Source organism: Achromobacter sp. 1012554356 (assembly GCF_059760815.1).
Map to the genome: position 1 here is coordinate 1 of NZ_JCBANC010000090.1, position 17,808 is coordinate 17,808.

The following is a 17,808-nucleotide window of genomic DNA, read 5'->3' on the forward strand; positions in this document are numbered from 1 at the left end:
CGCCCGCATGCCGGTAACTGGCATGCGGGCGCGGGGTGGCTGGCGGCGGGCTCGCCTCAGTGCATCTGCCCGTACTTTCCAGAGTTGAAGTCCTGGATCGCTTCGACGATTTCCGCTTGCGAGTTCATCACGAAGGGCCCGTAGCCAACGACCGGCTCGTCGATCGGCTCGCCGCTCAGGATCAAGAACACGGCGTCGTTGTTGGCTTCGACCGTGATGTCCTCTCCCTCTTGCGAGAACAACGCCAATTGCGCATCCCGCGCGACGGATTCGCCGTTGACCAGGACGGTGCCGCGCAGCATGACGAGCATGCTGTTGCGGCCCGCCGGAATCGGGAAGGTCGCCGTCTTACCGGCCGCCAGCTTCACGTCCCACACATCCATCGGCGTGAAGGTCCGCGCCGGGCCCGCCTGGCCGCCATAGCTGCCTGCGATCACGCGCAGCGTGCCCGCATCATCCGGCAGCGCCACGACCGGGATGTCCGCGTTGAGGATGCCCTGATAGCCGGCCGGCGCCTTCTTGTCCTTGGCGGGCAGGTTGACCCAAAGCTGCACCATTTCCAGCTTGCCGCCCGTGCGGGTGAAGGCATGGGAATGGAATTCCTCGTGCAGGATGCCGGATGCCGCCGTCATCCACTGGACGTCGCCGGGGCCGATGACGCCGCCGTTGCCGGTGGAGTCGCGGTGTTCGACTTCGCCGCTGTAGACGATGGTCACGGTTTCAAAGCCGCGATGCGGGTGCTGGCCGACGCCGCGGGGCTGGCTGGCCGGGCCGAATTCGGCGGGGCCGGCGTAGTCCAGCAGCAGGAACGGGCTGGTGTCGCGGCCCTTGTCGTTGTACGAAAACATGGAGCGCACCGGAAACCCGTCGCCCACCCAATGGGGACGGGGGCTGGCGTGCACGCCGAGGATCTTCTTCATGGTGTGGTTTCCTGTTGCGCGGCCCCTTCGGGGCCGTTCGTCATAGGCAAGAAGATAAGGGCGGAATGCCGATATCGGTAGTGCCCGTGGCTGATAAGCACTGTTCCATGCGGCGAACGATCAGCGCGGGGCCCGTTGGGCGAGGCTGCGGCAGGCGGTATCCTCCCCGGCATGGACAAGATCATGAACGAAGCAGACGCGGCGCGGCGCGATGGCGCGGTGACGGGATTCGCCCCGGTCGTGGGAAAGGGCGCGCGGGTGCTGGTGCTGGGTTCCATGCCCGGCGTGGCGTCGTTGCGGCAGGTGCAGTATTACGCGCATCCGCGCAATGCGTTCTGGCCGCTGGCGGCGCGGATATTCGGGTTCGATCCCGGCTTGGACTACGACGCGCGCTTGCGCGCGTTGCAGGCGAACGGCGTGGCGCTGTGGGATGTGCTGCAGGCGTGCGAACGGCCGGGGAGCCTGGATGCCGATATCCGCGGCGATACGCTGGTGCCGAACGATTTTGGAGCATTCCTGGCTTGCCATCCGTCGATCGTGCGCCTCTGTTTCAACGGCGCAAAGGCGGCGGCAATGTTCCGGCGGCATGTGCTGCCGACGTTGGCCGCGCCGAAGCTGGCTTTGTTCGAACTGCCGTCGACCAGCCCCGCCCACGCGGCGGCCAGTTTTGAGCAAAAGCTGGCGGCGTGGGAGCCGGCGTTGAGATTGCCGTCGGCCTGACGCAGCAGACGGCCATGGTGACCTCAGCTCCGTCCCTCAATTGACCGATATCAAGGCTCTATATAACTACAAGTGATAAGTTAATTTCCGTAACACTTAAACGTTTCGGAGTTTAACGATGCACACCCCCAACAGTCCCCCTGAAACGCCGCTTCCGGGCAAGCGCGGCTTTCTGAAAGGGCTGCTCGGCCTGGGCGCCGCCGCCTCGGTCATTCCCATCCACGCCGAGGCCGCGCCCGGCCTGAATGGCCAGCCGCCGCGCCGGCCCGGCATGGCCGGAAAGCGCTACGGCATGGTCGTCGACATGCGCAAATGCATCGGCTGCCAGTCCTGTACGGTGAGCTGTTCGCTGGAGAACGTGCCGCCCATCGGGCAGTTCCGCACCACCGTACTGCAGTACGAGGTCATGCCCGACACCGGTGGCCCCTGTTCCATGGTGATGCTGCCGCGCCTGTGCAACCACTGCGATAAGCCCCCCTGTGTGCCGGTCTGTCCGGTGCAGGCCACGTTCCAGCGCGAGGACGGCATCGTGCTGGTCGACAACGCGCGCTGCGTGGGTTGCGGCTATTGCGTGCAGGCCTGTCCGTACGACGCGCGCTTCATCAATCACGAGACCCAGACCGCGGACAAGTGCACGTTCTGCGAGCATCGGCTGGAAGCCGGGCTGCTGCCGGCGTGCGTGGAAAGCTGCGTGGGCGGCGCGCGCGTGATCGGCGACATGAACGATCCGGACAGCGCGATCTCGCAGTTGCTTGCCGAACACAAGGCCGACATCAAGGTGCTCAAGCCCGAGATGAAGACCGATCCCCACGTCTTTTACATCGGCCTGCCCGATGCGTTCGTGCACCAGGTCGACGGCCAGGCCGGCGTGCGCCTGGCGGGTGGTCACTGAGCCAAGGAAGGGGAGACTCTCATGCAAATTTCTGAATTGCTTACGCCGGTCTACGACGCCGCCTGGCTGCCTTGGGCCGTGCAGTATTTCTTTCTGATCGGCATCAGCGCGACGACCGCGCTGACCGCCGCCTTCGCGACGTTTGGGCGTGCGGATTCCGCGTCGCGCCGGCTGTTGCCGGCGGCGGTGACAGTGCTGCTGGTCAGCGCCATCGCCGCGCCGGTGTCGCTGCTGGCCGACCTGCATCAGCCCGGCCGCTTCTGGCACTTCTATGCGCACCTCACGCCGTGGTCTTGGATGTGGCTGGGGGCAGTGCTGCTGCCGGTTTTCGTGACGCTGGCGCTGCTGTTCTGCGCGGCGTGGTGGTGGGGGCGAATCGGGTGGCTGCGGGTGGTGGCGGCGGCGCTGGCGCTGTCAGCGCTGTCCATCCTGGTCTACACCGGGGCCGAGGTGATGGTGCTGCGTTCGCGGCCGTTGTGGCACACCGTGTTTCTGCCAATCAACTTTGCGCTGACTGCCTGGCTGGGCGCACTGGGCGCGATGTTCCTGGTGGGCCGCTGGCTGCCGGGCGGGCTGCGCGCGCTGCCGGTTGAAATGCTGCGCCGGCTCAGCGTGACCGCCGTGGTGATGATCGCGCTGGGGGCGGGCGCCTGGGCCTTGTTGGGCTTGCTGGGACTGGATCCGTCCTTTGATGCGGCGCTGCGGCTGTTCGCGGACTTTCCGATCTGGCGCCTGAGTCTGGCGGGCGCTGTGATCACGGCCTTCTGCATCATCGCGCTGCTGCAGCGGCCCGCGCGCACGCTGGCGGCGCCGTTGCCGTCGGCCGCATTGGCGCTGACGATGCTGGGCGCGGCGTGGATCTTCCGCTGGGTGGTCTTCATGAGCGTGCAGGGCGTGCCCAAGTACGGCGCGGGACTCTACCTGTACGACATGCCGTGGGGCAGCGACGGGCTGCTGGGCATGGTGGGCGTGCTGGGACTGTGCGTGGCGCTGATCACCGCCGTCGCCTGGGCCCTGGACATCTTCCCCGCGCGCGCACGCGCCGTGGCCGCCTGAGCGCGCGCCGACACGACAGCACATGGAAAAGAAAGCAATGGACAAGCAACACGAACACGACAATCGCCCCGACGACGACAAGCGCCGCGGCGCGGACGATGGCCCGGACCTGCCGCGCGACGAGGCGCGGCGCAAGCTGATGATGCGCGGCGGCATGGTGGCCGGCGGCATGGCGGCTTTTGCGGCGGGGTATGGCGACACGGTCGTCAAGGCGGTCAAGGGGCTGGCGCAGGGCACCGCCGGCGTGCCGACGGCGCACGCCGTGCGCGGCAACTCGCTGACGCCGGAGTTCCGTATCGACCCGCTGACCGGCGCGCTGAGCGCGCAGCCGGGCCAGATCGTCAGCCCGTCGAGCTGTCTGGGCTGCTGGACGCAATGCGGCGTGCGGCTGCGCGTGGACACGGCGGAGAACCGCATCCTGCGGGTGGCCGGCAACCCGTACCATCCGCTGGCCACGACGCGCCCCGCGGCCATGGACACGCCCGTGCGCGAGGTCTATGCGCAGTTGGGCGGCGACGGCGGGCTGGAAGGGCGCGCCACGTCGTGTGCGCGCGGCTCGGCCATGCTGGAGCAGATGGACAGTCCGTATCGCGTGTTGCAGCCGATGAAGCGCGTGGGCAAGCGCGGTGACGGCAAATGGCAGACGATCAGCTTCGAGCAATTGGTGGAGGAAGTCTGCGAAGGCGGCGACCTGTTTGGCGAAGGCCACGTGGACGGCCTGCGCGCGATCTACGACCGCGAGACGCCGCTGGACCCGGACAATCCGGAATACGGCGCGAAGGTCAACCAGTTCCTCTTTACCGACGCGTCCAACGAAGGGCGCACGCCGCTGATCCAGCGCTTTGCCGGCCAGTCGTTCGGCACCGTCAACTTCAGCAATCACGGTTCGTACTGCGGCCAGAGCTTCCGGGTGGGGGCGGGCGCGGCGCTGGGCGACCTGAAGGGCATGCCGCACGGCAAGCCGGACTGGGACAACGCCCGCTTTGGCCTGTTCATCGGCGCGGCGCCCGCGCAGGCTGGCAACCCTTTCCAGCGCCAGGCCCGCCAGTTGGCCGAGGCGCGGGTGCGGCCCGGCGAATCCGCGTTCACCTACGTGGTGGTGTCGCCTGTGCTGCCGGCCTCGTCCAGCCTGTCGGCGGGATCGGGCAATGAATGGGTGCCGGTCAATCCGGCCAGCGACCTTGCGCTGGCGATGGGGCTGATCCGCTGGATCCTGGACAACGAACGCTTCGACGCGCGCATGCTGGCGCAACCGGGTCCGAACGCCATGAAGGCAGCGGGCGAGGCGGCGTGGACCAACGCGACGCATCTGGTGGTGGCCGAACCGGGCCATCCGCGTTTGGGCGCGTTTCTGCGCGGGGCGGACATGGGCTGGGCGCGCCCGGCCGATGCGGACGAGAAATGGGAAGACGTGTATGTCGTGCGTCTGGCCGACGGCACGCTGGCGCCGCACACGACGGCGTCATCGGCCGAGCTGTTTGCCGATGACGCCATCGCCGCGCCCGGCATGGCCGATGCGCCGACTGCGCTGCGGGTGCGGACTTCGCTGACCTTGCTGCGAGAGGAGTCGCGCCGCAAGACGCTGGATGAGTACGCCGCGCTCTGCGGCGTGCCCGCGGCCAAGATCGCGTCGCTGGCCGAGCGCTTTACCAGTCACGGCAAGCGCGCCGTGGCCGATGCGCACGGCGGCACCATGAGCGGCGCGGGCTTTTACACCGCCTACGCGATCGCCATGCTGAACACGCTGGTGGGCAACTTGAACGTGGAGGGCGGACTGGTGCTGGATGCCGGGCCGTTCCCGCCCTACGGCGCGGGGCCGCGCTACAACATCGCCGGTTTTGCGAACAAGGCGTCGCCCAAGGGCGTGTCGCTGTCGCGCAACCGCTTTCCGTACGAGAAATCCAGCGAATTCAAGCGCAAGAAGGCCGCGGGCCAGCCTGCCTATCCGGCAGCCGCCCCGTGGTATCCGGCGACGGGCGGCCTCAGTTCCGAGATGCTGGCGTCGGCGCTGGCGGGCTATCCGTATCGCGCCAAGGTCTGGTTCAACCACATGAGCAATCCGGTCTACGGCATTGCCGGGTTCCGCCACGTGGCGCTGGAAGCGCTGAAGGACCCGCGCGTCCTGCCGCTGGCGGTGTCGATCAACCCCTTCATCAACGAGACCAACGCGCTGGCCGACTACATCGTGCCGGACACCGTCACGTACGAAAGCTGGGGCGTGTCGGCGCCATGGGCCGACGTGGTGGCCAAGGCATCGACGGTGCGCTGGCCCGCGGTGCAACCGCGCGTGGCGCGCACGGCCACTAGCGAGCCCGTGTGCCTGGAAACCTTCCTGATCGCGTGCGCCAAGCGCCTGGGCATGCCGGGATTCGGCGAGGGCGCCATCTCGGACAAGGACGGCGGCAAGTACGCGCTGGACACGCCCGAGGATTTCTTCTTGCGCGGCATGGCCAACATCGCGTTTGCGGCGGGACGTCCGGTGCCGGCGGCCAGCGACGACGATATGGCGCTGACGGGCGTCGACCGCTACCGCGACCTGTTGCAGAGCAAGCTCAAACCGGGCGAATGGCGGCAGGTGGCCATGCTGATGAGCCGAGGCGGGCGCTTTGACCGGATGGAAGACGCGTGGACGCAAGCGGGCGAACAGCCGCGCCGCACGCGCGTGGCCTACGCCAAACCGCTGCATGTCTGGAGCGAGGAACTTGCAGGCTTCCGCCACGCGATGACGGGCGAGCGCTACAGCGGCTGTCCCACCTGGTATCCGACGCGGCTGGCCGACGGGCGCGACATGCGGGACGAATACCCGCGGCAGGACTGGCCGTTCTTGCTGAGTTCGTTCAAGTCCAACCTGATGAGCTCGCTGTCTATTGGCGTGAACCGCCTGCGTCAGGTGCATCCGCACAATCCGGTGTCGATCAGCCGGCAGGATGGCGAACGGCTGGGCATCCGCAACGGGGACACGGTGCGCATCGTCACGCCGGGCGGGTCCGTGACGGGGCTGGCGCTGCTGCGCGACGGGGTTCAGCCGGGCGCGCTGGGCATCGAGCATGGTTACGGGCATACCGAGCTGGGGGCGCGCGCGCACATCGTGGACGGCACGCCGATGCCGCACGATCCGGCCCTGGCCGCGGGGGTCAACCTGAACGATCTGGGCTTTGGGGACGCGACGCGCGGCCAGCACGCCAACGTCTGGATCGATTGGGTGTCGGGCGCGGCGGTGCGGCAGGGCTTGCCGGCGCGGATCGAGCGGGTTTGATCCGAGGGAAAGCGGGTCAGCGCACGACGGTGTCAGCCACCAGTTCCAGCCCGTCGGCGCGAGGACCCACGTCCGTCAGCACGCCGCTCAGGTCTCCCGCCTGCGCGGCAGCGTTGCCCGAGCGGCTGATGCGGATCTCCACGCGCACCTTGCCTGCCTTGGACAGCGTGGCGTCCGGCGACATGGACGTGCTGTCGTCCAATGCGAAGGCACGCGGCAGGTCCGCGACCTGCATCTTCAGGATGGCGACGGGCATGCGGGATCCCTCCATGGGGCGCGCCAGAATGAAGACGGTGTCGTTCGGCGCGACCTGGCCGCGCAGGGCTTCAGCAATGCGGGCCTGACCGGCGATACGGGCGGGCGAGGACGGTGTGACGGCTGAAGGCGCGGACGTTGAGGCGGCCGTCGCCATGGCGCGCGCCTGCGCGATATTCGTCTGGATCTGCCGCGCCGCGTCCGAGTCTGCCGGCAGCAGCCTCTGCAACCGTTCCCAGTGCGTCAGCGCCTCGGCGGCGTCGCCGCGGCGCATGGCCATCATGCCGGCCAGCGCCAGCGCCTTGGGCTGATCCGGCTCGGCCTGCAACGCCTGCGCAACGGCCGCGACGGAGTCTCCGTCGGGCTGTCCCTGCCGCGCCGACAGCAGCGCGTCGGCCAGATCCGCCAGCACCACGGGCTGGCCGGGCACCAGCCGCAACACCTCTTGATACGCGGCAATGGCATCGTTGTAGCGGCCCAGCGTTTCGTAGGAGCGGGCCAGCATGTACCAGCCGTCGGCGTCATCGGGCGAGGCGCGCAGCCGCTGAGCCAGCGCGTTGATTGCCAGCGCCATGTCGTTGTCCGCCTCCTGTGCGTGCGGTTCGGGCGTTTGCGACATGGCGATCGTGGCCGCCGCGCGCGGATTGCCCAACTGCCCATACAACAGCACGGCGGCCACCGGGACGGCCACCGTCAGCACGCACGCCGCGGCAATGCTGGCGCGCTGGCCGCCCAACCGCGCGCGGGGATCGCGGCGCATCGCCAGGTCCTGCAGCAGATCGCGTTGCAGCTCTTCGTCGGCGCGGGCGTACGCTTGCGGGCTGAGGGCGCCATGGTCCAGATCGCGCCGGAGCTGCTCGCGTTGCGCCAGGTAGAAGGCGCGCACGCTGGCATCCGAGGCGGTTTCCGCGGCCGGCGTGCGGCGCAGCAGCGGCGGCACGAGACACAACAACGTGGCCAGGAGCAGGGCCAGGACGATGAGCCAGAGCGTGGTCATGAGCCGGAATCCAGGAAGCGGGCGGCGCGGGCGCGTTCGTCCGCGGTCAGCGGTGCGCGCGCGCCGGTGCGGCGCTTGAGCGTTCGCACCAGCACCAGGAAGCCCACCGCCAGCAGCGCGAACGGACCCACCCACAGCAGCCAGGTGATCGGCTTGAAGGGCGGGTCGTACCGCACGAAGTCGCCGTAGCGGTCTTCGAAGAAGCGCATGATCTCGGCGTCAGTCTTGCCTTCGGCAAGTTGACCGCGGATGAGCTTGCGCATGTCCAGGGCGAGGGGCGCGTTGGACTCGGCCAGGGTCTGGTTCTGGCAGACGAGGCAACGCAGGCCGTGTGCGAGCTTGTCGGCGCGCTGTTCCTGGTCGGTGGACAGCACGGGCCCCGGCGTGGGTGCGGCGTGCAGGATTGCCGGGGAAAACTGCATCGCCAGCAGCAGGCAGAGCAGAAGCCGCAGGGGCAGGGCGCGCATTGCGGTCATTGCAGCGCCTCGATGACGGGTTGCAGCCGCGTGCGCCACAGCTCCGGCGTGATGAGGCCCAGATGCTTGTACCGGATGCGGCCGTCGCCGTCGATCACGAACGTCTCGGGCACGCCGTAGACGCCGTACTCGATGCCCACGCGCCCGTCGACATCGCTGGCGGACGCGACGTAGGGATTGCCATTGCGCGCCAGCCACTGCCGCGCCTCGTCGGGCTTGTCCTTGTAGTTCAGGCCAAACAGCGCAATGCCATGGCGCTGCGCGACCTCGCGCAGCACGGGCAATTCGTCCTTGCACGGTCCGCACCACGAGGCCCACACGTTCAGCAGCCACACCTTGCCCCGCTGCGATTCCACGTCCAGTGTCTTGCCGGGTTCCAGCAGATCCGGCAGGCCGATGGCGGGCGCGGGCTTATCAATCATTGCCGACGGCACCGCGCGCGGATCGCGCGACAGCCCCTTCGCAAGAAACACGGCCATGGCCAGGAACACGGCAAGCGGCAGCAGATAGCGCAGCATCAGTAGCCCTCTCGCGCCGCGCCGGCGGTTTCGGGCTGGGCGGCTTGCGCGTCCTTGCGCGCCTGCGCCTCGCGCGCGCGCCGGTAGCGTCCGTCGCCCGCGGCCAGCAGACCGCCCAGCGCCATCAGGATGCAGCCGGTCCAGATCCAGGTCATGAAGGGCTTGACCTGGATGCGCACGGTCCAGGCGTTGTCGGCCACGGGCTCGCCCAGCGCCACGAAAAAGTCGCGCGTAAAGCCGCTGTCGATGTCGGCCTGGCTGAGCGCCATGTCCTGCACGGTGTAGTGGCGCTTTTCGGGATACAGCGTCACCACGGGCTTGCCATCGCGCACGACATGGAACACAGCACGCTGCGCGGTGTAGTTGGGACCGGTGGCCGGGCCGATGCCGGCAAACGTGAACTGGTAGCCGCCGGCCTCCTGCGTGGTGCCCACGTCAACCCGCAACTCGCGTTTGACCTCATAGCCGTTGGCCAGCGTGACGCCGGCGATGAAGACGCCGATGCCCGCATGCGCCAGCAGCATGCCGTACCACGAGCGCGGCTGGCGGGTCAGCCGCCGCAGCACGTCGCCGTCGCCGTCCGTCAGGCGTTGCCACGCGTGCGCCGCGGCGCTGGCGACCGACCACGCGGCCAGCCACAGGCCCAGCACGATCATCGGCGATCCAAAGCGCGAAGCGCCGGGCATCGCCAGCGGCACGAGCACTGCCGTCAGCACGCTCACCGCAAAGGCCACGCGCAGGCGCTTGCCCAGGTCGGGGAGCTCTGCCTGTTTCCAGCGGGCGATCGGGCCCACGCCCATCAGGAAGATCGCGGGCGTCATGAGCGGCACGAACACGGCTTCGAAGTAGGGCGGGCCGATGGAGATCTTGCCCCACTCCAGCACATCCAGCACGACGGGATACAACGTGCCCAGCAGCACGGAACCTGCGGCGACCGTGAGCACGACGTTGTTGGACAGCAGCAGCGATTCACGCGACAGCAGTGAAAAGCCGCCGCCCAGCCCGACCGTTGGCGCGCGCCAGGCGTACAGGGCGAGCGAACCGCCCACGATCACCGTCATGAACGCAAGGATGTACAGCCCGCGCCCGGGATCCACCGCGAAGGCATGGACCGAGGTCAGCACGCCCGAGCGCACGAGGAACGTGCCCAGGATGCTCAGCGAAAACGTGCAGATGGCCAGCAGCACCGTCCAGCTTCGGAACGCGCCGCGCCGCTCGGTGACGATCAGCGAATGGATAAGCGCGGTGCCCGCCAGCCAGGGCATGAAGGACGCGTTCTCGACAGGGTCCCAGAACCACCAGCCACCCCAGCCCAGCACGTAGTACGCCCAAGCGCTGCCCAGCAGGATGCCGATGGTCAGGAACGTCCATGCGGCCAGCGTCCATGGCCGCACCCAGCGCGCCCACATCGCGTCCAGTTCGCCCGACAGGAGCGCTGCGATGGCAAACGCGAACGCCACCGAAAAGCCGACGTAGCCCATGTACAGCATGGGCGGATGCACGATCATGCCGGGATCCTGCAACAGCGGGTTCAGGTCGCGGCCGGCCATCGCGGCCGGAATCAGGCGCTCGAACGGGTTGGACAGGAACAGCATGAACAGCAGCAGGCCGACGCTGATCCAGCCCATCACTGCCAGCACGCGGCCCACGAAAGCCAAGGGCAGCCGCTTGCTGCACAGCGCCACGGCCAGCGTCCATGCGGTCAGCAGGAGCTGCCACAGCAGCAGCGACCCTTCATGCCCGCCCCAGACCGCCGCGAAGCGGTAGCCAGCCGGCAGGTCCGCGTGGGAATTCGCGGCCACGTACAGGACCGAAAAGTCGTTATGCACGAAGGCCCACGCCAGGCAGGCGAAGGCGAGCGTCGTCAGGCCGAACTGCCCGATGGCCGCAGGCCGCGCCACGCGCAGTCCCGCCTGCCAGCCGGTGGCTGCGCCGAGGAGCGGCAGGACGCCCTGCGCCAGCGCCATCAGCAGCGCGAGGATCAGCGCGAAGAGGCCGATTTCGGGGATCATCGCGCCTCCGTCTGCAGGGTGGAGGCAGCCCGTTGCTCCGCCTTCTTGATGGCATCGGCCGCTTCGGGCGGCATGTAGTTTTCGTCGTGCTTGGCCAGCACTTCGGTGGCTCGGAACACGCCGTCCGCGCCCATCTTGCCCGCCACCACCACGCCCTTGCCCTCGCGGAACAGGTCCGGCAGCAAGCCCTGATAGGTGACGGGCACGGCGTGGGCGGTGTCTGTCACGGCAAAGCGCAGCGTCAGGCCGTCGGTCTCGCGCCGCAGCGAGCCTTGTTCGACCAGGCCTCCGACGCGAAAGCTGCCGCTGGCGGGCGCCTCGCGTGCGATGACCTGCGTCGGGCTGAAGAAGAACACCAGATTCGATTGCAGGGCGTTGAGCACCAGCGCGGTAGCCAGGCCCAGTAGCACGAGGCCGCCCACGATGGCGAACGCGCGGCGCTTGCGCGGGCTCATCAGCGCGTCCTTCCTGCGTCACGGGCGGGGCTGCTCACATTTTCCTGCCGCCGGCCGCTTCGGCGCGCGCGCCGCCACAGCGCCAGCACTTCCCACGCCATCAGCAGAAACGTGACGCCGTAGGCGCCCAGGATGTACGGCCCATGGCCTTGCAGCGAAAAGAGGACGTCCCAGCTCATGGCGCCTCCGTCCGGGCGCCGCGCCGCGAGCCGCCCGCCGGCGCGCCCGGCTGCCCGCCGCCTATCTGTCCGCCGATCTTCTGAACGGCGCCCGGCTCGCGCTCTGCAATGATCCCGCGCACGCGCGCCAGCGCGACCGCCGCGCTGTACAGCCAGAACGCCGCCACCATCAGCAGCATCGCGGTCACCATGATGCGCGCCATGCTCGGGGCCGTTGTCAGATTGATCGACGCGCCCTGATGCAGCGTGCTCCACCACTGCACCGAGAAATAGATGATCGGCACATTGACCACGCCCGCCAGCAGCAGGATCGCGCCGCCCCGGTCCGCGCGCTGCGTGTCGTCGGTAGCGGCCTGCAGCGCCATGAAGCCCAAGTACAGGAACAGCAGAATCAGCTCGGACGTGAGCCGCGCGTCCCACACCCACCACGTGCCCCACGTGGGCTTGCCCCACAGCGCGCCCGTCCACAGCGTCAGGAAGGTGAAGATCGCGCCAGTGGGCGCCAGCGCGCGCATCATCATGAACGACAGGCGCGTATTGAAGATGAGGCCCAGCGCTGCATAGCCCGCCATCACCAGGTACAGGAACATCGACATCCAGGCCGCGGCCACGTGGATGAACAGGATGCGATAGACCTCGCCCTGCTGGCTGTCGACAGGCGCGACCACCAGCCCCGTGTAAAGCCCGGCCGCCGCAAAGAGGGCGGCGCCCGCGCCCAGAAAGGGAATCATCCGCCCGGCCAGCGGATAGAACAGCGCGGGCGACGCGAAGCGCAGCCACTTCGATCGCGCGGGCGCGGCGTGGGGGGAGTCGAAGGTGGAGGGATTGTGCATCGGTAACCTCAGTCCAGCGCCACGCGCAGCGCCGCCGATGCGCTCCAGGGGCAAAGCAGAATCGCCAGGCACAGGCCGGCGCCCAGCAGCGAAAGCTGCGGCCCCGCGCCCAGGCCGGCGTGCGTGGCCGACACGGCGCCCGCGCCGAAGATCAGCACCGGCACGTACAGCGGGAGCACCACCAGCGGCAGCAGCGCGCCGCCGCGCAGGCCCAGCGTCAGCGCCGCGCCCAGGCCGCCCACCAGCGCGAGCGTCGGCGTGCCCAGCAGCAGGGACAGCACCAGAATGCCGATGGCATGCGGCGACAGGCCAAACTGCAGCGCCAGCACGGGGCTGGCAAGAATCAGCGGCACGCAGGTGCTGAACCAGTGCGCGCCCAGCTTCACGCCCACCAGCAGCGGCAGCGGATGCGGCGACACCAGCAGCTGTTCCAGCGCGCCGTTGTCGTAGTCCTGCGCAAAGGGGCGATGCAGGCTCAGCAGAATGCCGAGCAGCGCGCAAACCCACAAGACGCCCGGGCCGATCGCCAGCAGCAGCACGGGATCCGGTCCCACCGCCAGCGGAAACAGCGAACCCGTGACGATGAAGAACAGCGTCGCGCCCAGCGTGTCCGCCGGTCGACGCCAGGCCAGCCGGACTTCACGCAATGCCAACTGAGACAGCGTTGCCAGCATCCGCGTAGTCATCCATGTTCAGGGTTTGGGTGTGATGGGCAGGGGTGCCGGGCGCGCGGTGCGAGGCGACGACGGCTGCGCCGCCCGCGGCCAGATGTGCGCCAAGCGCCTGCGCCAGTTGTTCCAGACTGGCCGCGTCCAGGCCGGCGTCGGGCTCGTCCAGCAGCCACAGCGGCTTGGCGCCCAGCACCACGGCGGCCAGCGCCAGCCTGCGGCCCTGGCCCTGCGACAGGCGCGCGGCGGGCGTGTGCAGGCAGGCGCCCAGGCGCCAGTCGTCAAGGCAGGCGGCGATCGCGTCGTCGTGCCGCGGCGTGCCGGCCACGTGCAGGTTGCACCGCAGGTTTTCCAGCGCGGTCAGGTCGCCCGACAGGCCGTTCCCGTGTCCCAGATACGCCGTGCGCGCAAAGTGCGCCGCGGGATCGCGGCGGATGTCGCCGTCCGGGTCGAAGATGCCGCCGTCCAAGGGCCGCAGCAGGCCGGCCAGCATGCGCAAGAGGCTGGTCTTGCCGCTGCCGTTGGCTCCTTGCACGTTCAACAACTGCCCGGCGTGCAGTTCAAAATCCAGCGCGCCGGTGCCGCCGCGCCGGCTGACCAGCCCGCGCGCGCTCAGCACCGGCAGCGGCGCGTCAGCGGGCCGCATTGGCCACCTCGTTGGACGCCCTGGCCGGCGGCGTCGCTTCGGAGGTCTGGCCCGGCGGAATGTGCGGCAGCGTGTGGGCGATGCCCTTGTGGCAGTCGATGCAGGTCTTGGACCGGTCGGCCAGGTAGGTCGAGTGCATGTTCTGCGCCCGCACGCTCTGGCGGGTGAAGTCCATGTACTCGTAGTTGTGGCAGTTGCGGCATTCCAGCGAGTCGTTCGCCTTGAAGCGCGCCCATTCGTGCTGCGCCAGTTCCAGCCGCTTGTCGACGAACTTCTCGCGCGTGTCGATCGTGCCGAAGATCTTGCCCCAGACTTCCTTGGACGCCTGCATTTTGCGGGCGATCTTGTCGGTCCAGTTATGGGGCACGTGGCAGTCGGAGCATAGCGCACGCACGCCAGAACGATTGGTGAAGTGGATCGTGCCCTTCAGCTCCGAGTACACGTTGTCGCGCATTTCATGGCAGCCGGTGCAGAACTTCTCGGTGTTCGTCAGTTCCATGGCGGTGTTGAACGCGCCCCAGAACAGGATGCCGCCGATGAACCCGCCCACGGTCAGAAAGCCCAGGCTGAAGTGCACACTGGGCCGCCGGATGATGTTCCAGTAACGCTTGATGAGCTTGACCATGACGGGCTCCTGTCCCTTACTTCTTGTCGGGCGCCGGAGCGGAGAGGCGCTTGAGGATCACGTCGATGTCCTGGAAATTGTTCGGGACCAGCGGCTTGGCCTCCGTTTGCGGTACGTGGCACTGCAGACAGAAGTAGCGGCGCGGCGACACTTCGGCCAGCACGTTGCTGTCGCGGTCCATGTAGTGCGTCACGCTCAGCGGGACCGCCTGCGTCTGCTCGGTGTTGACCCGCGCGTGACAGGCCAGACAGCGGTTGAAGTTCTTGTCGATCTGGTAACCGTCGATCTTGTGCGGAATGGTGGGCGGCTGCATCGAATAGGTGCGCATGCGCCGCACGTCGCGGTTTTCCACCGGCGGCATCAGGGGCGGCGTGGCCGACTCGGTCAGGGGCGTCGGCCCCCGCATGGGATCGATCATCGGATCGGTCGGCGCCGCCCAGGCGTTGGCGCCGATCAGAAAGACCAGGGCGATCGAAGTGGCGCGAATGTTCATGAGCGTCTCCGTCGGGCCGTCAAGCCTTGGTGATCTTGACCGCGCACTTCTTGAAGTCGGTCTGGAACGAGATCGGATCGGTGGCGTCGAGCGTGACCTTGTTGATCAGTTGGCCGGCGTCGAACCAGGGCACGAACACCAGGCCGCGCGGCGGCTTGTTGCGTCCGCGCGTTTCCAGCCGGGTCTGCATCTTGCCGCGCCGCGACGCAATCTCCACCAGTACGCCGCGCCGCAGCCCCATGGCCTGCGCATCGTCCGGGTGCATGAAACAGACCGCGTCGGGAAAGGCGCGGTACAGCTCCGGTACGCGCCGCGTCATCGAACCCGAATGCCAATGCTCCAGCACGCGGCCAGTGGACAGCCAGAAGGGGTATTCCTCGTCCGGCACCTCCGGCGGCGGCTCGTAGGGCAGGGCATAGATGTTGGCCTTGCCGTCCGGGTTGCCATAGAAATTGAAGCCGGAACCCACCTTCACATAGGGATCCGCCTTTTCGCGATAGCGCCAGCGCGTCTCGACCCCGTCCACCACGGGCCAGCGCAGCCCGCGCACCTGGTGATAGGTGTCAAAGGGCGCCAGATCGTGGCCATGGCCGCGGCCGAACTCCGCATATTCCTCGAAGAGCCCCTTCTGCACGTAGAAGCCGAACGCCTTGGCCTCGTCGTTGGCGTACTCCGGGTCCAGCTCCGTGTTCGGAAACTTGTTGACCTTGCCGTTTTCGTACAGCACCTGAAAGAGGGTCTTGCCCCGCAGCTCGGGCTTTTTGGCCAGCAGGTCCGCGGGCCAGACCTCGTCGGTCGTGAAGCGCTTGGAGAACTCCATCAGTTGCCACAGGTCCGACCGCGCGCCGCTGGGCGCGTTGACCAACTGGTGCCAGAACTGCGTGCGGCGCTCGGCGTTGCCGTAGGCGCCTTCCTTTTCCACCCACATGGCGGTGGGCAGCACCAGATCGGCCGATATCGTGGTCACCGTCGGGTAGGCGTCGGACACCACGATGAAATTCGCCGGATTGCGGTAGCCGGGATAGCCCTCGTTCAACATGTTGGCCGCGGCCTGCATGTTGTTGTTGACCATCACCCAGTAGGCGTTGATGGTGCCGTCCTTCAGCATGCGATTCTGCAGGACGGCGTGCGCGCCGACTTTTTCGGGGATGGTCCCGTCGGGCAGCCCCCAGACCTCTTCGGCGCGCGCCCGGTGCTTAGGGTTGGTCACGACCAGATCCGCGGGCAGGCGATGCGAGAACGTGCCCACCTCGCGCGCCGTGCCGCAGGCGGACGGCTGGCCCGTCAGGGAGAACGGGCTGTTGCCCGGCGTGGAGATCTTGCCCGTCAGCAGATGGATGTTGTAGACCAGATTGTTCGCCCACACGCCGCGTGTGTGCTGGTTGAAACCCATGGTCCAGAACGACATGACGCGGATCTTCGGATCGGCGTACAGCTCGGCCAGCGCTTCCAGATTCCGCTTTGGCACGCCGGTCAGTTTGGCGGTGTATTCCAGGTCGTACTTGGAGACGAACTTCGCGTATTCGTCGTAAGTGATCGGGCGCGAGCCGCCAGCGTTGTTGGCGTTCTTGGCGGCCTTCTGCAGCGGGTGCTCAGGACGCAGGCCGTAGCCGATGTCGGTATTGCCTTCCAGAAACCGGGTGTGCTCGTCGACGAACTCGCGATTGACGCGCTTGGTCTTGATGATGTGGTTGGCGATGTAGTTCAGGATCGCCAGGTCGGTCTGCGGCGTGAACGTCAGCGAGATGTCTGCCAATTCATACGACCGGTTCTCGAAGGTGGACAGCACCACCACTTTGGTATTGGGCTTGCTCAACCGCCTGTCGGTCACGCGCGTCCACAGGATCGGGTGCATTTCGGCCATGTTCGCGCCCCACAGCACGAAGGCGTCGGCGTTCTCAATGTCGTCATAGCAGCCCATGGGCTCGTCGGCGCCAAAGGTGCGGATGAAACCCACCGCCGCCGACGCCATGCAGTGCCGCGCGTTCGGATCGAGGTTGTTGGTGCGAAACCCCGCCTTCATCAGCTTGAGCGCGGCGTAACCTTCCCAGATGGTCCACTGGCCCGAGCCGAACATGCCGACCGCCTCAGGGCCCTTGTCCTTGAGCACGCGCTTGAACTGTTCGGCCATGACGTCGAACGCCTGGTCCCAGGACACCGGCGCCAGCTCGCCGTCCTTGGCGTACTTGCCGTCCTTCATGCGCAGCAGCGGCGTCGTCAGCCGGTCGTTGCCGTACATGATCTTGGACAGGAAATAGCCCTTCACGCAGTTCAGGCCTCGGTTGACCTCGGCGTTGAAGTCGCCGTGCGTTGCCACGACCTGGTTGTCCTTCACCGCGACGTTCACGCCGCAGCCGGTCCCGCAGAACCTACAGGGCGCCTTCGACCACTTCAGCTTGGCCGCTTCCGATTCGGTCACGATGTTCTGTGTGTAGCCCACGATGGGGATGCCGGCTACCGTGGCGGCAGCGGCGGCGGCAGATTGCTTGATGAACTCTCTACGAGCCATGGACATCGTCAATCTCCTCATTCATCGCGGCAAGCGTGTCGGAATGCTGATACACCAGCGCCGACGCCAGCACGCCATCCAGCCGCTGGATCTCGGCGATCTGCGCAAGCATGTCTTCGGTACAGGGAGCTTCCAGGGTGACGACCAGCTTGCCGGTCTCGGAAGCGCCGTGGATTTCCGCGCCTGCGATCGCGAGGATCGCGCCGCGCACGTCAGCCAGCCGGCGCGGGGCGGCATGCACCACCATGCTGGCGATGTGCAGCTCGGGCGCCGCGCTACAGGGCGCGGGGGCGGGGGC

At 67.8% G+C, this 17,808-nt stretch carries 18 protein-coding genes; 4 read left to right on the forward strand and 14 right to left on the reverse strand.

Annotated elements, in window-relative coordinates:
* Positions 1-56 precede the first annotated feature (56 nt).
* Positions 57-920 (reverse strand): pirin family protein, encoded by an 864-nt coding sequence (locus tag AC6LJW_RS27985; RefSeq protein WP_056569881.1) that lies wholly within the window; start codon positions 918-920, stop codon positions 57-59.
* A 183-nt stretch (positions 921-1,103) separates the two neighbouring features.
* Here AC6LJW_RS27985 and AC6LJW_RS27990 point away from each other — a divergent pair, with 183 nt between their 5' ends.
* The 4 genes from AC6LJW_RS27990 to AC6LJW_RS28005 all read left to right on the forward strand — a co-directional run bounded on the left by AC6LJW_RS27990 (position 1,104) and on the right by AC6LJW_RS28005 (position 6,844).
* Positions 1,104-1,640, forward strand: a complete 537-nt coding sequence (locus AC6LJW_RS27990) for a DNA-deoxyinosine glycosylase (RefSeq protein ID WP_498088839.1) — start codon at positions 1,104-1,106, stop codon at positions 1,638-1,640.
* Positions 1,641-1,758: 118 nt separating this feature from the next.
* Positions 1,759-2,532 carry a sulfate reduction electron transfer complex DsrMKJOP subunit DsrO gene (gene dsrO / locus AC6LJW_RS27995; RefSeq protein ID WP_498088840.1) on the forward strand — a complete coding sequence of 258 codons (774 nt, stop codon included), beginning with the start codon at positions 1,759-1,761 and terminating at the stop codon, positions 2,530-2,532.
* Positions 2,533-2,553: 21 nt separating this feature from the next.
* Positions 2,554-3,588, forward strand: a complete 1,035-nt coding sequence (gene nrfD / locus AC6LJW_RS28000) for an NrfD/PsrC family molybdoenzyme membrane anchor subunit (RefSeq protein WP_498088841.1) — start codon at positions 2,554-2,556, stop codon at positions 3,586-3,588.
* 37 nt (positions 3,589-3,625) lie between these two features.
* Positions 3,626-6,844 (forward strand): tetrathionate reductase subunit A, encoded by a 3,219-nt coding sequence (locus tag AC6LJW_RS28005; RefSeq protein WP_498088842.1) that lies wholly within the window; start codon positions 3,626-3,628, stop codon positions 6,842-6,844.
* 16 nt (positions 6,845-6,860) lie between these two features.
* On the opposite strand, the gene ccmI is transcribed toward AC6LJW_RS28005, so the two are convergent.
* From ccmI to AC6LJW_RS28070, 13 genes are all read right to left on the reverse strand, one after another.
* Positions 6,861-8,096, reverse strand: a complete 1,236-nt coding sequence (gene ccmI / locus AC6LJW_RS28010; protein WP_498088843.1) for a c-type cytochrome biogenesis protein CcmI — start codon at positions 8,094-8,096, stop codon at positions 6,861-6,863.
* Positions 8,093-8,572, reverse strand: a complete 480-nt coding sequence (locus AC6LJW_RS28015) for a cytochrome c-type biogenesis protein (protein ID WP_498088844.1) — start codon at positions 8,570-8,572, stop codon at positions 8,093-8,095. Before AC6LJW_RS28015 ends, ccmI begins: the two co-directional genes overlap by 4 nt.
* Positions 8,569-9,090 (reverse strand): DsbE family thiol:disulfide interchange protein, encoded by a 522-nt coding sequence (locus AC6LJW_RS28020; RefSeq protein WP_056569886.1) that lies wholly within the window; start codon positions 9,088-9,090, stop codon positions 8,569-8,571. Before AC6LJW_RS28020 ends, AC6LJW_RS28015 begins: the two co-directional genes overlap by 4 nt.
* Positions 9,090-11,102, reverse strand: coding sequence for a heme lyase CcmF/NrfE family subunit (locus tag AC6LJW_RS28025; protein WP_498088845.1), 2,013 nt, complete (start codon positions 11,100-11,102; stop codon positions 9,090-9,092). The genes AC6LJW_RS28020 and AC6LJW_RS28025 overlap by 1 nt, the downstream gene beginning before the upstream one ends.
* On the reverse strand, positions 11,099-11,557 hold the full coding sequence (gene ccmE, locus AC6LJW_RS28030) for a cytochrome c maturation protein CcmE (RefSeq protein WP_498088846.1): 459 nt from the start codon (positions 11,555-11,557) through the stop codon (positions 11,099-11,101). Before ccmE ends, AC6LJW_RS28025 begins: the two co-directional genes overlap by 4 nt.
* A complete protein-coding gene (gene ccmD / locus AC6LJW_RS28035) occupies positions 11,557-11,736 on the reverse strand; it encodes a heme exporter protein CcmD (protein WP_056569891.1) in 180 nt (59 codons plus the stop codon). The genes ccmE and ccmD overlap by 1 nt, the downstream gene beginning before the upstream one ends.
* Positions 11,733-12,569 (reverse strand): heme ABC transporter permease CcmC, encoded by an 837-nt coding sequence (gene ccmC / locus AC6LJW_RS28040; RefSeq protein WP_498088847.1) that lies wholly within the window; start codon positions 12,567-12,569, stop codon positions 11,733-11,735. The genes ccmD and ccmC overlap by 4 nt, the downstream gene beginning before the upstream one ends.
* Positions 12,570-12,577: 8 nt before the next feature.
* Complete coding sequence (gene ccmB, locus AC6LJW_RS28045) at positions 12,578-13,243, reverse strand: heme exporter protein CcmB (protein WP_105238346.1); 666 nt, start codon at positions 13,241-13,243, stop codon at positions 12,578-12,580.
* Positions 13,209-13,883, reverse strand: a complete 675-nt coding sequence (ccmA, locus tag AC6LJW_RS28050) for a heme ABC exporter ATP-binding protein CcmA (RefSeq protein ID WP_056569893.1) — start codon at positions 13,881-13,883, stop codon at positions 13,209-13,211. The genes ccmB and ccmA overlap by 35 nt, the downstream gene beginning before the upstream one ends.
* Complete coding sequence (locus tag AC6LJW_RS28055; protein ID WP_056569895.1) at positions 13,870-14,508, reverse strand: cytochrome c3 family protein; 639 nt, start codon at positions 14,506-14,508, stop codon at positions 13,870-13,872. Before AC6LJW_RS28055 ends, ccmA begins: the two co-directional genes overlap by 14 nt.
* Positions 14,509-14,524: 16 nt before the next feature.
* Entirely contained in the window at positions 14,525-15,001 is a 477-nt protein-coding gene (locus AC6LJW_RS28060; RefSeq protein ID WP_056569896.1) for a nitrate reductase cytochrome c-type subunit, read from the reverse strand.
* A gap of 19 nt (positions 15,002-15,020) precedes the next feature.
* Complete coding sequence (gene napA / locus AC6LJW_RS28065) at positions 15,021-17,516, reverse strand: periplasmic nitrate reductase subunit alpha (RefSeq protein WP_056569897.1); 2,496 nt, start codon at positions 17,514-17,516, stop codon at positions 15,021-15,023.
* On the reverse strand, positions 17,500-17,808 hold a 309-nt coding region (locus AC6LJW_RS28070; protein ID WP_498088848.1), incomplete at its 5' end, for a chaperone NapD. The genes napA and AC6LJW_RS28070, both read right to left, overlap by 17 nt.

Excerpts from the sequence above, each read along its gene's own strand:
- AC6LJW_RS27985 (WP_056569881.1), bottom strand. The coding sequence starts at position 920 with ATGAAGAAGATCCTCGGCGTGCACGCCAGCCCCCGTCCCCATTGGGTG.
- AC6LJW_RS27990 (WP_498088839.1), top strand. The coding sequence starts at position 1,104 with ATGAACGAAGCAGACGCGGCGCGGCGCGATGGCGCGGTGACGGGATTC.
- dsrO (WP_498088840.1), top strand. The coding sequence starts at position 1,759 with ATGCACACCCCCAACAGTCCCCCTGAAACGCCGCTTCCGGGCAAGCGC.
- nrfD (WP_498088841.1), top strand. The coding sequence starts at position 2,554 with ATGCAAATTTCTGAATTGCTTACGCCGGTCTACGACGCCGCCTGGCTG.
- AC6LJW_RS28005 (WP_498088842.1), top strand. The coding sequence starts at position 3,626 with ATGGACAAGCAACACGAACACGACAATCGCCCCGACGACGACAAGCGC.
- ccmI (WP_498088843.1), bottom strand. The coding sequence starts at position 8,096 with ATGACCACGCTCTGGCTCATCGTCCTGGCCCTGCTCCTGGCCACGTTG.
- AC6LJW_RS28015 (WP_498088844.1), bottom strand. The coding sequence starts at position 8,572 with ATGACCGCAATGCGCGCCCTGCCCCTGCGGCTTCTGCTCTGCCTGCTG.
- AC6LJW_RS28020 (WP_056569886.1), bottom strand. The coding sequence starts at position 9,090 with ATGCTGCGCTATCTGCTGCCGCTTGCCGTGTTCCTGGCCATGGCCGTG.
- AC6LJW_RS28025 (WP_498088845.1), bottom strand. The coding sequence starts at position 11,102 with ATGATCCCCGAAATCGGCCTCTTCGCGCTGATCCTCGCGCTGCTGATG.
- ccmE (WP_498088846.1), bottom strand. The coding sequence starts at position 11,557 with ATGAGCCCGCGCAAGCGCCGCGCGTTCGCCATCGTGGGCGGCCTCGTG.
- ccmD (WP_056569891.1), bottom strand. The coding sequence starts at position 11,736 with ATGAGCTGGGACGTCCTCTTTTCGCTGCAAGGCCATGGGCCGTACATC.
- ccmC (WP_498088847.1), bottom strand. The coding sequence starts at position 12,569 with ATGCACAATCCCTCCACCTTCGACTCCCCCCACGCCGCGCCCGCGCGA.
- ccmB (WP_105238346.1), bottom strand. The coding sequence starts at position 13,243 with ATGCTGGCAACGCTGTCTCAGTTGGCATTGCGTGAAGTCCGGCTGGCC.
- ccmA (WP_056569893.1), bottom strand. The coding sequence starts at position 13,883 with ATGCGGCCCGCTGACGCGCCGCTGCCGGTGCTGAGCGCGCGCGGGCTG.
- AC6LJW_RS28055 (WP_056569895.1), bottom strand. The coding sequence starts at position 14,508 with ATGGTCAAGCTCATCAAGCGTTACTGGAACATCATCCGGCGGCCCAGT.
- AC6LJW_RS28060 (WP_056569896.1), bottom strand. The coding sequence starts at position 15,001 with ATGAACATTCGCGCCACTTCGATCGCCCTGGTCTTTCTGATCGGCGCC.
- napA (WP_056569897.1), bottom strand. The coding sequence starts at position 17,516 with ATGTCCATGGCTCGTAGAGAGTTCATCAAGCAATCTGCCGCCGCCGCT.